The sequence below is a fragment of the Bacillus sp. FG16 genome (genome assembly GCF_057809515.1).
Window position 1 is genome coordinate 1 of record NZ_JBMDKC010000226.1, and the last position, 1717, is coordinate 1717.

A 1717-nucleotide genomic window follows, 5' to 3' on the forward strand; every position below is an offset into this window, starting at 1 on the left:
AACAACCAATCGGATAACAAACATTTACAATACTCACAAGTTTCTTCTGATGATGCCATCTTGCTGTTCATTTCTTTCGCTCCTTTATAAACAGAATATAAAATGCAAGTAAAATAACGCTTTACGCACCCATTACCATGGTAGTATTACCTTGATAGGAACCATGGCAGCTAGCACGGTAGAAAGCAAAAACATACCATGATACCTACCTTGGTAAAATCAACTGTTCCTACCTTGATAGCTGCTTTGGTAATTGGAACTTTTCTTACCTTGGTACATCATATTGGAAAGAGCTTGGACAATATGCACATTTATTTTTGCAACTGCGTATAGTTTTTTGCATTTTGGACAAGATGATTAAAAAGTATACTGGAGGAATAAAGGTATGTGGGGAAGAGGGATTGGAAGGCACAAAACTAAACTTGCTAAGTTTTTAGCGAAATACGAATACTCAATACAAGAATTTTCAAAAATAAGTAAGGTAAACCGAAATACATTAGGACAATTATGTAATGACAAAGATTACATTCCGTCACCAAACACCATGCAAAAAATAATGAAAATCGTACGAATACATGAGAAGAATAAGAAAATCACCCATTTTTGGGATATGTAAACAAAAAATCCACCTCCGATAGGAGACGGACTTCTTATAGCAATTCATTTAGAGTATTGAATTTGCAACATACTATATTTCAATTCCACACTCAATAAAAAGTTCTATTTTTCAATAATGTTGGATATACTATAAATGTCATCTAGAGAATCACAACATGAGAGACACCTCACTGGGGAGGTGTCTTTTTTTGTCCAAATCTATCTTTTACAAAAAGTTATTTTCATGATACAAGATATAAATTTTAACACCGAACTATACAATTGAAAGGAAGTGTAAATCAAAGGAGGCAAAATTGCATGAAAAAGAAATTCTGTTACATCTTCACCTCTTTATTCGTATTCCTGTTTAGTTTCTTTCCCTTTACTTCCGCAACAAAAGCTGACACAAAACATGGTGACTATGTTCCTAACCAACTCATTGTAAAATTTAAAGATTCCCCATCCCTCAAGAATATCCAAAACTTTCACAAGTCTGTTGGTACGACTATACTTTCAAAAGATGATACGTTAGGTTTTGAAGTTGTTCAGTTTAATAAAGGTACCGTACAAGAAAAAATGAAGGCGTATAAAAACAATCCAGATGTTGAATATGTAGAACCCAATTATTATTTCCATGCATTATGGACACCGAACGATCCTTCTTTTAAACAACAATATGGATTAATACGTATTCAAGCTCCTCAAGCTTGGGATACACAACGAAGTGATAAAAGTGTCAAAATTGCAATTGTGGATACAGGTGTTCAAAGTTCACACCCTGATTTAACTTCTAAAGTGATTTATGGACATGATTATGTGGATAATGACAATATATCTGATGACGGTAATGGACATGGTACACATTGTGCCGGCATCGCTGCTGCCCTAACAAATAATAAAATTGGAATCGCAGGAGTGGCTCCTCAAGCATCTATTTATGCTGTACGCGTATTAAATAATCAAGGTAGCGGGACACTGGATAATGTAGCAAAAGGGATTAAAGAAGCTGCTGATTCAGGTGCAAAAGTAATTAGCTTAAGCCTAGGGGCATCAAATGGAGGTACTGCTTTACAACAAGCCATTCAATACGCGTGGAATAAAGGAGCTGTAATTGTAGCCG

Annotated in this window: 2 protein-coding genes; both read left to right on the top strand. The window is 35.1% G+C overall.

All coding sequences use genetic code 11. The features are described from left to right. The first annotated feature begins 385 nt into the window (after window positions 1-385). Window positions 386-616, top strand: a complete 231-nt coding sequence (locus ACODS7_RS31785; RefSeq protein WP_243169445.1) for a helix-turn-helix domain-containing protein — start codon at window positions 386-388, stop codon at window positions 614-616. A gap of 299 nt (window positions 617-915) precedes the next feature. Then, a partial coding sequence (locus ACODS7_RS31790) for a S8 family serine peptidase (protein WP_243169444.1) occupies window positions 916-1717 on the top strand: 802 nt, incomplete at its 3' end.